Here is a 14,902-nt window from a genome sequence, read left to right as displayed (position 1 = left end):
ATTCAGTGTTCAGTAAGCGGTCTGCTGTCATCGGTCTTCTGTCTTTGTTCATAGCAGTGATTCATCGGCGAAACTAAAGTATGCTTTTTCTGTTATAATTAGGTGGTCTAGAACTTTAATATCTAAACTTTGTGCAGCTGTTTTTAACTTATTGGTAATTTGTTTATCGGCCTCACTAGGTTTTAAGCCGCCCGATGGATGGTTGTGTGCTAAAATTAAGCCTACAGCTCCTACCTCTAACGCGTTTTTTAATACTAAGCGCACATCCACTAAAGTACCTGTTATACCGCCTTTACTAAGTTGGTTTTTACGAATTACTTTATTAGAATTGTTTAAATATATTATCCAGAACTCTTCATGCTGGAGCTCGCCAATTACAGGTTGCATCAATTCAAAAACCGAAGAGCTAGATGTAATTTTCTTTTTTTCTAAGGCTTCTTCACCTCTTCTTCGGCGTCCTAACTCTAAAGCAGCAATTATAGTTATGGCTTTGGCTTCACCTATTCCTTTAAATTCGGTAAGTTGTTTAATGGATAGTTTTCCTAAGGCACTTAAATTATTATCGGTGCTTGCAAGGATGCGTTTACATAAATCGACAGCACTTTCTTGTCGGTTTCCAGAACCAATCAAAATGGCTACAAGTTCGGCATCACTTAAGGCCGCCTTTCCTTTGTATAATAACTTTTCACGTGGCTGATCGTCCTGACTCCAGTTTTTTATAGAAAATGACGATGATTTTTCTTGCATTCGTTAAAGATAAATATTGTAAATTTCAGAAGCAATAGAATTATTAACAAAAATAATGAGATTCCTTTATTTTAAGGTCTAACAAAACAACAAAAGCATTGAGCTATCCTCCTAAACATCATCAAGATAATACTATTACCCACCTTATTGAAGTGATTAAAACCTACCCTTTAGCCACCTTAATTTCGGTTAAAGATAATGTGCCATATATTACACATTTGCCTTTAATTTACAATGAAAGCGGTAAACTTATTGGCCATATTGATATTAACAACCCGCAAGCGGAACTTTTAAAAAACAATAACGACATTACTATTATTTTTTCTGGTCCGCAATGCTACATCTCGCCAAGTATTTATTCCACCAAACAATTACCAACCTGGAATTACATTAAAGTACATTTAAAGGGCAAAGTGAAAGCTATTGAAAGCAAAGATGCTTTAAAGCAGTCGTTAATTACAATGACCGAATTTCTTGAAGCACCAGACCATAAATACGTTTTAGAGCCCGATAATAAAAGCATGAATACCTATCTTAATTATATTGAAATGTTTGAAATTTCTATTGATTCGTGGGAAGGTAAATTTAAACTCTCGCAAGATAAAAAGCCTGAAGATATTGATAACGCTAAAGCGGAATTGGTAAGAGCTAACAAAGAAAGTGTTGAGGCCTTTTTGGAGAAGTGTTTTAATTAAGTATTTCTATAATATTAATAGGATATTTGCTTTTTAATCTTAACTGCTCATCGTAATACGCCTTAGTGTAATTATATCTACTTTCTTTAAAAATAGTTTGCTCTTGTAGTATAAGTCTATTTACTGCATTATTATGAGCTGATAATACATTAATATAATCTTGATATGTTGTCTTGCTATTAATTTCGTACAAAAACAATGTATGAGAATCAAAATTAGACTTAAATTCATTTACCATAGTTTCTTTTGAAACTACTTTATTATTAAACCTTAATTCTTGCTGAATAGAAACCTTAATTGTATCGTAGGATGCATAATCTTGTTCGGGAGGTAATAATCGAAATGAAGTTGAAATCAGGCTTGAAGTATCCTTTTTTATAGTCTTGTTTTTAAATTGTAATATTGATTTATTTAGTTTTCTTGTCAAGGCAACACTTTCAAAATAAGTTTCATAAAAATTTTTATTATAAACCTCATAATATACTCTATAAATTCCTGCAGAATAGGCTTCTGCTTCTAACATTTTAATAAAGCTTACATTTATATTTTCGTCTGATAAAACTCGTAAACTTAAAAAAGGCATCAGTTCTTCTCTTTTTGATTGCTTTTCTGCTAAAATGTAGTTTAAAACCTCTTCTAGTTCTATTTTTTCTCGGTAAGGAGTATAAATTTCTAAGTTATTCGTTTCACTCAACTTTAACTTAAGTGCTATTTCTAAATCTACCCTTCTAATAAAATCATCATTATCATAAAAATCTGATTCAGGAAAATCAATTTTCGGGTTGTTTTTCAGAGAAGCTTGATCTGTTGCTTTGTAGTCAACCACGTCTATTTGCGCCAAACCTATCATAAAACAAAACATTACAATAAAATGTAAGACTCTTATTTTTTTTCTCTTGAATAAAAGAGCTAAATTTTTCCATGTTTCTAAATACAAAACAACTAATAGAAGATATGCAATTGGTTTAAAGTATGGTATAAACTCAAAATCCATACAACACATTGAAAAAACCCCAAAAACTAAACCAATTTTAGTAAACCAATAAATAAAATTGAAGCTTAAAAAAATTTGATCATTCAATACTCTTTTCCTTTTAAGATCAAATCTTTTTATGGCCTTATTAGGTCTACTAAGGATAAAAAGTATTGCTATTGAATTACCTAAAATAAGGGATAACCCTGAAAAGAACATATTATAAAAACCTCTATCCTTTTTAGTTAAAATGAATTGATGTTCTTGGAAACTCCAAAATCCATAATCATTATATCCAAGAGACATTACTCTAAAAGATTCTCTTACAACATAAAAGAAACTATAAATAATTAATGCCGAAACCAAGCCAAAAACAAGACCTAAGACAAGGCGCTTTGTAGATAACTTATCAAAATTTATAGAAGAATTATAAAAACGCCTTTTTAGTTTCATTACTTGAAGTGTATAAACTATAAGTATTACTTCTTGGTAAAACGTTACAACTAAAATATTAAAGATTCCTGCCTTCGCAGGAATTAATTACCCAACCAACCCCTTAACAGCATCAAAATCCAATCCACCATAATTACCAGAACTCATTAACAATAACGCCTTATTATCAAAGTTTTGTTTGAATAAAAAGTCTTTAAAATCGTCTGGATTGGTATAAATAATTAAATCGTCGCGCTGAAACGCATTTGCTATTTGCTGGTGCGTTACTGCTTCAAGCTTTTTAATTTCTACGGCATGTGGCGAATAGAATACCACCGCAACATCGGCAGCATCAAGTGCGCCTTTATATTCTTTTAAAAACTCGGCATTTAAACTGCTGTAGGTATGTAATTCTAAACAGGCCACAACGGTACGGTTTTTATACTGTTCTTTTACCGCGTTTGTAGTAGCTTCTACCTTACTTGGTGAGTGTGCAAAATCTTTAAAGGCTACACTGGTTTTACTTTCTGCTATTTTTTCTAGACGTTTACTTGCGCCTTTAAACGTAGAAATAGCTTCGTAAAAATCGTCCTCGTCTATTCCCATGTGCTGGCAAATCCATTTGGCACCTGCAAGGTTGTTTAAATTGTGTTTACCAAAAACCTCTATTGGCAATTCGCCTTCGGGAGTTTCCAGAAGTGTTTGTCCGTTGCTAACGGTATAATCGGGCGTTTGGTAGGCTATTTTTCTTATGGTGTTTTCGCTAGCTTCAACAACGCGTTTTACTTCTGGATCTTCATCGTTGTAATTAATGCTTCCGCCACTTACAATAGAATCTACAAAAATACTAAACTGCTCTACGTAGTTTTGGTAGGTAGGAAATACATTAATATGATCCCAAGCAATACCGCTTAACAAGGCTATATTGGGTTTGTATAAATGAAATTTTGGTCGGCGGTCTATAGGCGAACTTAAATACTCGTCGCCTTCTAGTACTATAAAATCGTTGTGTTCGGTAAGTTTTACCATAACATCGAAACCTTCTAATTGTGCGCCAACCATATAATCGACTTCTTTATCATGATAATGCATAACATGCAAAATCATTGATGTTATGGTTGTTTTACCATGACTTCCGCCAATAACAACACGGGTTTTATGTTTGGATTGCTCGTACAAAAACTCTGGGTAACTGTAAATTTTTAGTCCTAATTCTTGAGCTTTTAGCAACTCAGGATTATCGGCTTTTGCGTGCATACCTAAAACTATAGCGTCTAAATTGGCTGTTATTTTTTCTGGAAACCAACCAAATGTTTCGGGCAATAAGCCTTTGGCTTGTAATCTTGATTTAGACGGATCGAATATAGTGTCGTCACTTCCGGTTACGTGATATCCTTTATTATGTAAAGCAAGTGCTAAATTATGCATTGCTGCTCCGCCAATGGCTATAAAATGTACGTTCATGAAACAAATATCAAACTAGAAAAATCAATTTCCAAATTATTTATGGATTAGTTGATTGGTGTTAAAAAAATGTACCGTAAACGCGTAAAAATGCAAAGATTTTTTATTAATAAACCTAAATTAGCAGGTATGCCCGCGCTAGGGATTGCAGCGGATAGCCCACAGCCCGACAAAGGAGGTGCGAGGACTTGTAGCGAAAAGCCCGACCCTTGGGGTAGCGCCCAATTATTACAAATTTAAAATTTTCTGTTTTTGGTCCTTAAAAGGTTTAATTTTTGGCAGTTGCGCTAGAGCCATATCGATGTGTTTTAAGGCTGTTTCCTTGTTGTTTTTATGCACGTTTATTTGTGCCAAACGGTAGTGCGCCCACGCTTTTGGAACGCCATCGGACTCGGAATAATTCTTGATATAAGTTTGTAAACATTGCTCGCCTTTTTGAAGCTCGATATTATACTCGGCAGCCACCTTGCCTATTTGATAATGTAAGGCATTACGCTGGTGTTTTTGCTGCGCTTCCTCTATGGTTTTTATGGCTTTTTCGGGTTGTTTTTCCTTTTCGTAAAGCGTAGTTAACTTGTTAAAACAGGTTAGCGAACCTCCTGTTTGAATGGCCATTTTATAATATTTTTCGGCTAAATCTGGTTCGTTATCATATTCGTAAACATAGCCTTTTGCCAAGTAACCATCTACCTTCGATAGATTTTCTAGTTCTTGGGCATAGTGTAAGGATTTGCTCTTGCTGCCGCCAAAAATTCCGGGTAACTGCATATACAGTTCCACTAAGGCCCAACGGGTTTCTATGTGGTTTTTATCTAATTCGGCCGCCGTTGTAAATGCGGTTTTTATATCGCCAATTAAACCTATGGCTTTTAGCTTATTCTGTAAGGCTTTCATACCTAAAACACCACCGTATTTGTAATGATAATTGGCTGTTTTGGGTTCAAGCTCTACCAGTTTTTTGTATTCGACTATGGCCTGATCCCACTTTTTTTGATGGCCATAGGCATCGCCCAAAAGCTCGGTAGCATTTAAATTATCGGGATGTGATTTGAGGTACTCTTTAAGTTGATATTCTGCTTTTTCAAACTGCTTTTCCTTGATGAAATTGGAGATTTCTTCAAGTTTACCTTGAGAGAAACACACCATAGGAAGCACTAAAAGAAACAGTAATTTTCTCATAATAATTTTAATAGAAACACAAAAATAAGCTTTCTAGTTTTTGTTTGCACAGGTTTATGATAATCTTAAACTTTTATTGGATTAGTAAAAAGCACAATGACTGTTTTACCTACAAAATGATTAACTTCACTCACTCAACGTATCCAATAACTCATTTAGTATGTTTTGGAACGGAATTTGAATATATATTAGAGACAAATTTATACACATGAAGCGTTCACTATTTCTATTTATGATCCTACTTTTCTCAACTTTATCTCAAGCACAATCTCCAAACTATAAGGATTTATGGGCTAAAATTGACAAATTTGAGGCCGAAGGTTTACCACAATCTGCTTTAAAAGTTATTGACGATATTGAAAAACAAGCCACAAAAGACACTAACCACCCGCAATTAATAAAAACGTTAATTTTTAAAAGTAAGTACGCTTTAAGTTTAGAGGAGGATGCTCAATTAAATATTATTAACGATTTTAAAAGCCAAATAGCAACTAGCAATTTCCCTGTTAAAAATATTCTAGAAAACCTACTTGCTAATTTATATTGGCAGTATTTTAACCAATACAGATGGCAGTTTTATAACCGTACAAAAACGGATAAAAAAGTTGATGGTACAGATTTTAGAACTTGGGATTTACAAACACTTTTTAACGAAATCCATTTACACTACAAGGCGTCCTTGGCAAACGGGCTTATGCTACAACAGGAACCTTTAGTAAATTATAGTGTTTTATTGCATGAGCAGAAAGACTCTAAAATATACCGACCTACATTGTTTGATTTTTTGAGCCATAATGCCTTAGAATTTTACAAGACTAATGAAACCCAAATTACCAAACCTGCCTACAAATTTGAAATTGATAATGTCGATTTTTTAGCCGATTCCAAAACGTTTTCTGCTTTACAAATAGACTCTAAAGACACCACATCCTTACAGCTTAACGCTTTAAAAATATACCAAGATTTAATTCGGTTTCATTTAAAAGATGAATTGCCACTAGCTTTAGCCCATGTAAATATTGAACGCTTAAAATTTGTAAAGGCACATGCTACTTTTCAAGATAGTGAAGCTCTTTTATTAAAGGCTTTTAAAATTGAAGAAGACCGTTTAAAAAATAATGAAGTGTCTGGTTTATATCATTTTGAAACCGCTTCTATTTACTATCAGCAAAGTCAAACTTACCAACCTCAAACTAACGAGGAACAGCGTTGGAAAGCCAAAGAGGCTTTAGAGATTTGTGAACAGGCTATTTCAAAATTCCCTGAAAGTAAAGGTGCCGTAAACTGTGCTATTTTGAAATCTCAAATTGAACAATTTTCGTTTCAAATTACGACCGAAAACTTTTTACCAATTGAACAAAATGCCAGATTACTACTAAGTTATAAAAATTTAAACGCCATTAAGTTTAATGCGTATAAGGTTTCGGAAAAACAATATAAAACCTTTTCAAACATATATAGACAAGATGAGCAACGTGAGTTTATTAAAAACTTGTATGCCAATAAAATTTGGAAGAGTAATTTAAAAAACGAAGCCGATTACCAAAGACATACTACCGAAGTTTTTATCCCTAATCTTGATGCTGGCAGATATTTAGTTGTTGGGTTTATTGAAGAGAATGAAGATGCTTTTGCTTTTGCTACTCTGCAAGTTACCAATATAGCTTATGTTGAAACTGAGGCTTTAGACCATAAAATATTTCAAATTATTAACCGAAATAACGGAGCACCTATTACCAATACTAAAGTAGAGGTGTCTTACTCCACTAGAGTTAATAAAGTAATTACTAAAACCTATACCACAAATAACTTAGGCGAAATTAAAATTAACAAGGATAACAGCTGGTACCGCAACGTTAATTTAAAAGTACAACGCGATAACGATGTTGCTTACTTTGGCGATTTTTATATTAACCAAACCTACAAACAGCTTGAAGAGAAAGTATCTTATAAATCCTTTTTATTTACAGACCGCAGTATTTACCGCCCAGGGCAAACCGTATATTTTAAAGCCATTGCCATGGAAACTTTTAATGGTAAGTCTGAAGTTTTAGCCAATGAAATGGTGTATGCCAAATTATATAATGTAAACAACGAAGTACTTAAAACATTAACCTTTAAAACCAACGAATTCGGCTCTGTTGCAGGTGAATTTATTTTACCAAGCAGCGGTTTAACTGGTGTATACCGCATTGAGTTTAACACAGAATCTAATAAATACTTAAGAAGTAATGCTAGTTTTTCGGTTGAAGAATACAAGCGTCCAAAGTTTGAAACTAAATTTACACCTGTAACTGAAACTTTTAAAATTAACGACGCTATTACCGTAAAAGGAAACGCCTTAGCCTATGCCGGAAGTAACATTACCGATGCCAAAGTCGTGTATCGTGTGCACCGTAAAGTGCAATACCCACGCTGGTACTTTTGGTACAGACCATATATAAATAGCGAGCCTCAAGAAATCACACATGGCGAAACAGTAACCAATGCCAATGGTGAATTTGAAATTGTTTTTAAAGCCATTCCTGACCAAAGTGTAGATAAAAATAGTCTACCTGTTTTTAATTATGAAATTACTGCCGATGTTACCGATTTAAACGGCGAAACAAGAAGTGCAACAACGGTTGTAAACGTAGGTTATCATGCTTTACTTGCTAATTTAAGCATTGATAGTGTACTGGATAAAAGCAACAACTCTCATAACCTTACTATCGATACTAAAAACTTAAATGGTGAATTTGTCCCTGCTACAGGTACTGTAAAAATGTACAAACTACAAGCTCCAAATACGGTTTTAAGAGCGCGACCATGGAGTGCACCAGACTACCAAGAAATTTCCAAAACTGTGTTTAAAGACATGTTCCCACACGAGGCTTATAACAATGAGCACAACTCTAGTAATTGGGATAAAGGCGAGTTAGTTTTAGAAAAACCATTTAACACAAAAAACACTAAAACCATCGCTCTAGGTAAAATTAAAAAATGGCAATCTGGTGAATATATTATCACACTAGAAAGCAAAGATAAATTTGGACAATTGGTAAAAGACGAAGTAAAAACCACCTTGTTTAGTGCCGCCGATAAGGTTCCAGCCGATAATAAGCTATTAACCATTGCAACAGATAAAAAAGAATACAGCGTTGGAGACACCGCTAATATTACCATAGGTTCGGCTGCCGAAAATATTTCGGTTACCGTTTCTATCGAGAAAAACAAAAACATTATTACAACAGAAATTGTACAACTAAATGCTAATAAAAAAACCATTTCTGTTCCTGTTACAAAAGCCGACATAGGTGGTTTTGTTGTACATTACAGTTTTGCTGCTTTTAATAGTTTCCTATCGGGTTCTCAAGCTATTTCGGTGCCCTATCCTAAAAATAATTTAGCCATTGAAACCCTAACGTTTAGAGATAAGCTACAACCCGGAACCAATGAAACTTGGCAGTTTAAAATTAAAGGGCCCGATGGCGAAAAAGTAAGTTCTGAAATATTGGCAAGTATGTACGATGCATCCTTAGACCAATTTAAACCACATAACTGGAACTTTAACCCGATTCAAAACAGAATATACAGCGCCTATAGCTATCGTAGAGCAAACCAAAGTTTTGGTATTGAGAATTTTAGAGTTTACAATATTAATTCAGGATATAGCTACCCACAACAACATTTTGACCAATGGAATTGGTTTGGCTTTAATTTTGGGTATAAATATGCATTAAGATATCGAAGAAGTGCTAGTATGTCCAAGAAATTAAGTGGTCAGGTTGCGGGAGTTCAAATTGTGGCTAATGAGATGGAACTAGAGGAAAGCGCACTAGACGATGCTGTGGTTATAGGATATAGCTCCAATAAACAAGAGGTAGCAGCAGCTCCAATGCAACAATTGGATGAAGACGTTATTTTAAATGAAGAAAAAACCAATTTCGATAACATCCAAATTCGTAAAAACTTACAGGAAACAGCCTTCTTCTTTCCGCAGTTAAAAACAGATGATAAAGGCCATGTAAGTTTCAGCTTTACAACACCCGAGGCTTTAACCCAATGGAAATTGCAACTTTTAGCGCATACAAAAACTTTAGAAAGCGCAATACAATCATTTAGTACAGTAACCCAAAAAGAATTGATGGTTATTCCTAATGCACCTCGTTTTTTACGCGAAGGCGATAAGATTACTATTAGTACAAAAATTGCTAATCTTACCGAAAACCAATTAACTGGACAAGCCGTGTTAATATTAACCGATGCTGTTTCTGGAAAAACTATTGATTCTAATCTTGGTAATTCAGAAAACAACAAAGTATTTACCGTTGATGCCAAAGGTAACACCCAAGTATCATGGTTGTTAAATATTCCTGAAGGTGTACAGGCTGTACAATATAAAATTATTGCAAAATCGGATACCTTTAGTGATGGTGAGCAAAATGCGTTACCCGTTTTAAGCAACCGTATGTTGGTTACCGAAACCTTACCAATGTGGGTTAGAAGCAATCAAACAAAAACCTTCACATTAGATAAGTTAATGTCTAATACCTCAATATCGCTTACAAACCATAAGTTAACTCTAGAAATGACTTCCAATCCGGCATGGTATGCTGTACAAGCTTTACCCTATTTAATGGAATATCCTTATGAGTGCAACGAGCAAACATTCTCAAGATATTATGCAAATGCGTTGGCAAGCCACATTGCAAATTCAAACCCGAGAATTCAAGAAGTCTTCAACCAATGGAAAAATACCGATGCATTACTTTCTAACCTAGAAAAGAATGAAGAATTAAAATCTATTCTAATTCAAGAAACGCCTTGGTTACGCGATGCGCAAAGGGAAACAGAACAGAAAAAACGCATTGCTTTATTATTCGATTTAAACAAAATGAATAATGAATTGCAATCGGCTATCCAAAAACTAGAAAGCAATCAATTGTCTTCTGGCGCTTGGGCTTGGTTTGATGGTGGTTATGAGAATAGATACATCACACAGCATATTATTACTGGTTTTGGGCATTTAAACAAACTTAATGTTAAAACAAATACGCATTCAAACATGATAGAAAATGCCATTTCATATTTGGATAAAGAATTTGTAAAAGAGTATAAAGACCTTAAAAAATATAATAAAAACGTCGATTTAACTAAAGACCATTTAAGTTACACACAATTGCATTATTTATACATGCGAAGCTTTTTTAGCGACGTTAAAAAATCGAAGGAAGTAGAAACTATAATCGATTACTACCAAACGCAAATTGGCAAATATTGGTTAAACCGTTCATTATATTCTAAGGGATTAATGGCCTTGGTATCGCATAGAAATAGCGATAGTAAAACGGCTTTAAAAATTTTAAAATCGCTAAAAGAAACCAGTATTACTTCAGAAGAATTGGGTATGTATTGGAAATCCAACACCAATTCATGGCATTGGTATCAAGCACCAATTGAAACTCAAGCCTTGTTAATTGAAGCCTTTGGCGACATTGAAAACGATACCGAAACTATTGATAACCTAAAGATATGGTTACTTAAAAACAAGCAAACTAACCGTTGGAAAACCACAAAAGCAACTACCGAAGCTGTTTACGCATTACTGCTTCAAGGAAGCGATTGGTTATCCGTAACCGATATGGTAGATGTGGTTATAGGTGGACAAGCCATAGCGCCTTCAAAATTAGAAAGTGTAAAAATTGAGGCAGGAACAGGCTACTATAAAACAGCTTGGAATACTGCCGAAATTAAACCAGAAATGGGCGAAGTAAAAATCTCTAAAAAAGGTAAAGGTATTGCTTGGGGGAGTTTATACTGGCAATATTTTGAAGATTTAGATAAAATAACCACGGCTGAAACGCCACTTAAACTTAGCAAAAAGTTATTCTTAAAAAGTAATACTGATACTGGTGAAGAAATATCAGAAATTAATTCTGAAACCGATTTAAAAGTGGGCGACTTGGTTCGTGTTCGCATAGAGTTACGTAGCGATAGAAATATGGAGTTTTTACACATGAAAGATATGCGCGCTTCTGGATTAGAGCCAGTAAATGTCATTTCAAAATACAAATGGCAAGATGGTTTGGGCTACTACGAAAGCACAAAAGATGCATCAACAAACTTCTTTTTTGACTACTTACCTAAAGGTGTTTATGTTTTTGAATATGATTTACGCGTAAATAATGCTGGTAATATGAGCAATGGCATTACCACCATTCAAAGTATGTATGCACCAGAGTTTAGCAGCCATAGTGAAGGTGTTAGAATTAGTGTAAAATAAAAAGAATGTTAGTTAGTTCTGTTCGTTGCGACAAACCTGAAGGTAGTTTTATTTACAATTTACTATCTTTCAGATTACTAACTAATACATAATACATTATGAATTCAAAAGTTTTTATGGGCCTAAGAATAGTTCTAGGGCTGTTCGTTTTGGTTTTCGGATTAAACAAATTCCTTAATTTTATGCCCATGGGCGACATGCCTGCCGATGCAGGTGCTTATTTTGGCGCCTTAGTAAACTCTAAAACATTAACGCTTGTAGCTCTTGTTGAAATTGTTGCTGGTTTAGCCTTAATTTTTAACAAATTTGGTGCTTTATTGGCTTTAATATTAATGAGTGTATCTGTAAATGCAGTTTTATTTCATGCTACTTTAGCGCCAGGAAGTATTCCCGGAGCTTTAGTTTTATTAGTATTAAATATTGCTGTTCTATACGGCTACAAAGACAAATACAAAACCTTGCTTAGTTGAAGATGGTTTAAAAAAAAGAGGTTTTAAAAACCTCTTTTTTTTATGCTTAACTTTGCAGAACGCAAACCCAAAACCACGACATAATCCTTTTGAAACAGAAAGCAACATACAAAATAACAATACTTTTAATAGTAATGCTTTGTTTGTTTTTTGGATGTAAGAGCAGTAATTCTTCTTTTAAAGATGGAACTGTAATTAATGGCTCTCCAAAAGTTTTGTTTTTAAATTATACTATTGAAAAAGATTTAAATAGAAACAGAACCATTCAGTTTATTAATAAAAAAGTAGTTGAGGCTTCATTAAAAAAGCAAACCATTTTACCTATTGATCAAGGCGTTGAAGGCGATTTAATATTAAGTGAGCTCAATAAAAGATCTAAAATAGTAAAACAACAACTTATTAAAAATCCATTAGCTAGACCTATTGAATTTGTTGACGACTCAAAAAAATTTAAAACAGAAGTTATAAAAACCGATAAAGCGCAGTTTTCTATTAGGTTACAGCTTCAAAATAGTACGAAATACATAACAATTAGTAACTTTGCTAAAAATACACCCCTCATTAAAACCCAAATTAAGTAGTATGAAATCTTGTTTCTGCTTTTTAATATTTATCTGTAATACGCTTTGGCTGTCTGCTCAAGAGTTTGATGTAGAATCCATAAAACTTACTGGAGATAAAAGCAAGCGCATTAATTTAGTGTTTATGGGAGATGGCTACACGGCTTCTGAATTGAATACATTTGTTGAAAACGCCACTAGTTTTACAAATTCTATGTTTAGCCAAAGTCCGTTTAAAGAATATGCCGATTACTTTAATGTTTACGCCATTAAAGTACCATCAACCGAAAGTGGTACCGACCATCCAGGAACTGCTAGCGACGTAACAGAACCGGTATTTGATGTTGCAGAAGTGGATACCCACTTTAATACCTCTTTTGATGTTGGAGGCTATCACAGGTTACTTTACACCTATAGTTCTAGCACAATTTACAGTATTTTAGCAGAGCATTTGCCTGAATATGACCAACCAATTATTATAGTAAATTCTCCTGAATATGGTGGTGCTGGTGGTGCTTATGCGGTTGCCTCTGCAGGTACAAGTGCCGATGAAATTGTAATTCACGAATTAGGGCACTCCCTTTTTGATTTAAAAGACGAATACTATCCAGGTGACGCCTTAGCTAGTGAAGCCATAAACATGACACAGGAAACAAATACTGAAGCTGTTAAATGGAAAAACTGGATAGGCACAAATGGTGTTGGACAATACGCCTATGGAAGTTCTGGAAACCAAGCCACCTGGTTTAGGCCACACCAATTTTGTAAAATGCGTTATTTAGGCTATCCTTTTTGTTCGGTTTGTAAAGAAGGTATTATTGAAAAAATACATAGTTTAATTTCGCCTATAGATGGTTATACACCAGAAAACACGGTTAACAACCCAACGTTTCCTTTAAATTTTGAGCTTGATTTAATTAAACCCGAACCAAACACTTTAGAAAGTGAATGGACACTTAATACTGAAAATTTTGCTAGTAATGTAGACGATGTTACTTTACTAGAAACTGATTTGGTTGAAGGCACTAACACATTAACAACCATTATTCATGATAATTCTTCATTTTTAAGAGTAGATAATCATGAAAGTTTTCATGTATATACGGTAACCTGGACGATAAACTATACCACTCTTGGTGTTGAAGATATTGAAAGCGAGTCTAGTAATTACAACATATCGCTTTACCCAAACCCAACAACTACTGTTTTAAATATAGGTTTTGAAAGCCCATCCGTTCAAAATTTAAAGGTTGAAATTATGAGTATGGAAGGTAAAAAAATTAAACAGACACGTATTTCTAACTTTGAAACAAAACAGATAAATATTAGCAGTTTAAGCACCGGAATTTACATAACAAACTTCTATGCTAACAATGTATTAATTGCTAGTAAAAGGCTGATTAAAAATTAACTATTTACTTTCTGGAGGATAACTATTAAGCACCTTTTCTGCAATGGCATTTAAGCGTGCTTCACGTTTTTCGGGTGTGGATTTTGGGTTAAAACTAGATTCGCTAACGGCTTGCCAAAAGAGTTGCTTTTTATTTTCGTCTACAAAATCGATAGTAATTTGTCGGTTTACATTGGCTTGACCAATTGGTAGGCCTATTGAAATGCCACCACCAACATTTCCGCCACCGCCACCTACGCCTACACCTACTGTTTGACGCTGTGGCTCTTGATATTCTTGACTTTTAATATCTATAAAAAAATCTGGAGTTTCAGAAAAACTAAAGCCTTTGGATTGCATTTTTGCATCGATTGCGTTTAACAAGCGTTTGGTATCTAGTTCGCTTAAACCGGTTTCCATATCGGCATAAAACTGATAGGTTTTATAACTGTTAAAGCTCGTTGTTTTATCGTAATCGTAATTTACACGTATTGGTGCACAAGACACAATTAAGATAGCTAGAATAGCAATTTTTAGAAATTTCATAACAGGTTCTTTTTTATTTATAGAATCAATCAAAAATTATTCCAATGTTGAATATTATCTAAAATGCCCGCGTTAGGGATTGCAGAGGAAAGCCCACAGCCTGACGACGGAAGTGCGAGGACTTGCAACCTTTCGACTTAACTCAAGACAAGCTCCAAGCCCGACCCTTAGGGTAACCTGC

The 14,902-nt window shown here is 34.3% G+C and carries 10 protein-coding genes; 5 read left to right on the top strand and 5 right to left on the bottom strand.

All coding sequences use genetic code 11. From position 1 onward, the window contains the following. Window positions 1–48: 48 nt before the first annotated feature. Window positions 49–747, bottom strand: coding sequence for a RadC family protein (gene radC / locus HNQ90_RS04685; protein ID WP_144115495.1), 699 nt, complete (start codon window positions 745–747; stop codon window positions 49–51). 98 nt (window positions 748–845) lie between these two features. Here radC and HNQ90_RS04680 point away from each other — a divergent pair, with 98 nt between their 5' ends. Continuing rightward, window positions 846–1,442: an FMN-binding negative transcriptional regulator gene (locus tag HNQ90_RS04680; RefSeq protein WP_144115494.1), complete on the top strand. Its 597-nt coding sequence runs from the start codon at window positions 846–848 to the stop codon at window positions 1,440–1,442. Here HNQ90_RS04680 and HNQ90_RS04675 read toward each other — a convergent pair. The 3 genes from HNQ90_RS04675 to HNQ90_RS04665 all read right to left on the bottom strand — a co-directional run bounded on the left by HNQ90_RS04675 (window position 1,435) and on the right by HNQ90_RS04665 (window position 5,490). Next, complete coding sequence (locus tag HNQ90_RS04675; RefSeq protein WP_144115493.1) at window positions 1,435–2,868, bottom strand: hypothetical protein; 1,434 nt, start codon at window positions 2,866–2,868, stop codon at window positions 1,435–1,437. The genes HNQ90_RS04680 and HNQ90_RS04675 overlap by 8 nt on opposite strands. An 87-nt stretch (window positions 2,869–2,955) precedes the next feature. Further along, window positions 2,956–4,311, bottom strand: a complete 1,356-nt coding sequence (locus HNQ90_RS04670) for a UDP-N-acetylmuramate--L-alanine ligase (RefSeq protein ID WP_144115492.1) — start codon at window positions 4,309–4,311, stop codon at window positions 2,956–2,958. Window positions 4,312–4,539: 228 nt separating this feature from the next. After that, entirely contained in the window at window positions 4,540–5,490 is a 951-nt protein-coding gene (locus HNQ90_RS04665) for a tetratricopeptide repeat protein (protein ID WP_144115491.1), read from the bottom strand. 208 nt (window positions 5,491–5,698) lie between these two features. Here HNQ90_RS04665 and HNQ90_RS04660 point away from each other — a divergent pair, with 208 nt between their 5' ends. The 4 genes from HNQ90_RS04660 to HNQ90_RS04645 all read left to right on the top strand — a co-directional run bounded on the left by HNQ90_RS04660 (window position 5,699) and on the right by HNQ90_RS04645 (window position 14,196). Then, window positions 5,699–11,755, top strand: coding sequence for an alpha-2-macroglobulin family protein (locus HNQ90_RS04660; RefSeq protein WP_144115490.1), 6,057 nt, complete (start codon window positions 5,699–5,701; stop codon window positions 11,753–11,755). A 98-nt stretch (window positions 11,756–11,853) separates the two neighbouring features. Next, complete coding sequence (locus HNQ90_RS04655) at window positions 11,854–12,225, top strand: DoxX family membrane protein (RefSeq protein WP_144115489.1); 372 nt, start codon at window positions 11,854–11,856, stop codon at window positions 12,223–12,225. An 89-nt stretch (window positions 12,226–12,314) separates the two neighbouring features. Further along, complete coding sequence (locus HNQ90_RS04650; protein WP_144115488.1) at window positions 12,315–12,806, top strand: hypothetical protein; 492 nt, start codon at window positions 12,315–12,317, stop codon at window positions 12,804–12,806. A gap of 1 nt (window position 12,807) precedes the next feature. After that, window positions 12,808–14,196, top strand: coding sequence for a T9SS type A sorting domain-containing protein (locus HNQ90_RS04645; RefSeq protein WP_144115487.1), 1,389 nt, complete (start codon window positions 12,808–12,810; stop codon window positions 14,194–14,196). Here the strand turns inward: HNQ90_RS04645 and HNQ90_RS04640 are convergent, their stop codons facing one another. Further along, entirely contained in the window at window positions 14,197–14,721 is a 525-nt protein-coding gene (locus tag HNQ90_RS04640) for a DUF4136 domain-containing protein (RefSeq protein WP_144115486.1), read from the bottom strand. It abuts the gene before it with no gap. Window positions 14,722–14,902: the final 181 nt, after the last annotated feature.

The sequence above is a fragment of the Algibacter amylolyticus genome (assembly GCF_014202225.1).
Taxonomy (GTDB): Bacteria; Bacteroidota; Bacteroidia; order Flavobacteriales; family Flavobacteriaceae; genus Algibacter_B; species Algibacter_B amylolyticus.
This window is presented reverse-complemented; position numbering and strand designations above follow the sequence as displayed.

Bases quoted from the DNA above. Each gene is read 5' to 3' on its own strand.
- radC (WP_144115495.1), bottom strand. From the start codon at position 747: ATGCAAGAAAAATCATCGTCATTTTCTATAAAAAACTGGAGTCAGGAC.
- HNQ90_RS04660 (WP_144115490.1), top strand. From the start codon at position 5,699: ATGAAGCGTTCACTATTTCTATTTATGATCCTACTTTTCTCAACTTTA.
- HNQ90_RS04675 (WP_144115493.1), bottom strand. From the start codon at position 2,868: ATGAAACTAAAAAGGCGTTTTTATAATTCTTCTATAAATTTTGATAAG.
- HNQ90_RS04645 (WP_144115487.1), top strand. From the start codon at position 12,808: ATGAAATCTTGTTTCTGCTTTTTAATATTTATCTGTAATACGCTTTGG.
- HNQ90_RS04665 (WP_144115491.1), bottom strand. From the start codon at position 5,490: ATGAGAAAATTACTGTTTCTTTTAGTGCTTCCTATGGTGTGTTTCTCT.
- HNQ90_RS04640 (WP_144115486.1), bottom strand. From the start codon at position 14,721: ATGAAATTTCTAAAAATTGCTATTCTAGCTATCTTAATTGTGTCTTGT.
- HNQ90_RS04670 (WP_144115492.1), bottom strand. From the start codon at position 4,311: ATGAACGTACATTTTATAGCCATTGGCGGAGCAGCAATGCATAATTTA.
- HNQ90_RS04655 (WP_144115489.1), top strand. From the start codon at position 11,854: ATGAATTCAAAAGTTTTTATGGGCCTAAGAATAGTTCTAGGGCTGTTC.